Origin of the sequence: Streptomyces sp. SID11385, assembly GCF_010548245.1 — a bacterium.
Classification (GTDB): Bacteria; Actinomycetota; Actinomycetes; order Streptomycetales; family Streptomycetaceae; genus Streptomyces.
Genome location: NZ_JAAGLR010000368.1, coordinates 1 through 1,278 on the forward strand (window position 1 = coordinate 1; position 1,278 = coordinate 1,278).

Annotated in this window: 1 protein-coding gene; it reads right to left on the reverse strand. The window is 73.4% G+C overall.

The window, feature by feature from the left end; genetic code table 11:
* On the reverse strand, positions 1-1,278 hold a 1,278-nt coding region (locus G3I42_RS11030; RefSeq protein ID WP_239096385.1), incomplete at both ends, for a serine/threonine protein kinase.

A 1,278-nucleotide genomic window follows, 5' to 3' on the forward strand; every position in this document is an offset into this window, starting at 1 on the left:
CCGGGCGTGGGGGCGGCCTGCGCGGTGGCCGCCGCGCCCGCCCCCGGCAGAGCCGTAGGCGCCCCACGCCGCCCCTTGGCGCCCGCGCGTCCCGTCCCCCGTACCCCCAGCGCCGAGACCTTGCCGCCCGCCGGGAGGAACAACTCCGTGTCGGGGACGCGCAGTTCCGGGCCGAAGTGGGTCGAGAGCGCGGGGTGCGGGCGGCCCGTGCGGCGGGCCACGATCTCGCGCAGCACCCCCGTGAGCTGCTCCGCCATCTCCTCCGCCGAGGCGAAACGGCGCGCGGGGTCCGGGTCCGTCGCGCGTACGAGGAGCCGGTAGAAGGACTCGAACTCCTGGAAGACCGGGACCTGCGCGGGATCGGGCAGGCTGTCCACGTAGACCGTCGTATAACCCTGGAAGTCGAAGGTGAGCACCGCGAGCGTCCGCGCCACCGTGTACAGGTCGGAGGCGACCGAGGGCCCTACCTCGGCGACCTCGGGCGCCTGGTAGCCGACCGTCCCGTAGATCGCCGACTCCTCGTCGTCCGCGCGGCGCACCGCGCCCATGTCGATGAGCTTGAGCTGGTCCTCGGTCTGGATCGCGTTGTCCACCTTGAAGTCGCAGTACAGCAGCGAACGGCTGTGCAGGTGGCCGAGCGCGTCGAGCGCCTCGATGCCGAAGGCGCACGCCTGCTCGACGGGGAGCGGGTCGCGGCGGCCCTCGCCGGTGCGGCGGGCGTTGGCGATCTCCTTGAGCGACTTGCCGCCCACGTACTCCATGACGATGTAGCCGTCGAGCGAGCCCGTGCGCTGGTCGAGGTGCTCGACGAAGTTGTAGATGCGCACGATGTTGGCGTGCTCGATCTCGGCGAGGAAGCGCCGCTCCGAGATCGCCGCCTCCATCGCATCCTGGTCGCCCGTGTCGAGCAGGCCCTTGAGCACGACCCAGCGGTCCGAGACCGCGCGGTCGATCGCGAGGTAGACCCAGCCGAGCCCGCCGTGCGCGAGACAGCCCACGACCTCGTACTGACCGTGCACCACCGTCCCGGGGCCCAGCTTGGGCACGAACGAGTACGGGTGCCCGCACTTCGTGCAGAACCCCTCCGTGCGCCCGGGACGCTCCCCGCGCGCCCGCCCCACCGGGGCGCCGCAGTCGGCGCGCGAACAGAACCGCTTGCGCTCGGGCACCTCCGCCCGCTCCAGGACCGCCGCGCGCGGGTCGTGCCGGGGCACGGTCGGTACGCTCACGAGCCCGACGCCGAGCCGCCCGCGCGCCGAACCCGAGGACGCGGAGCCC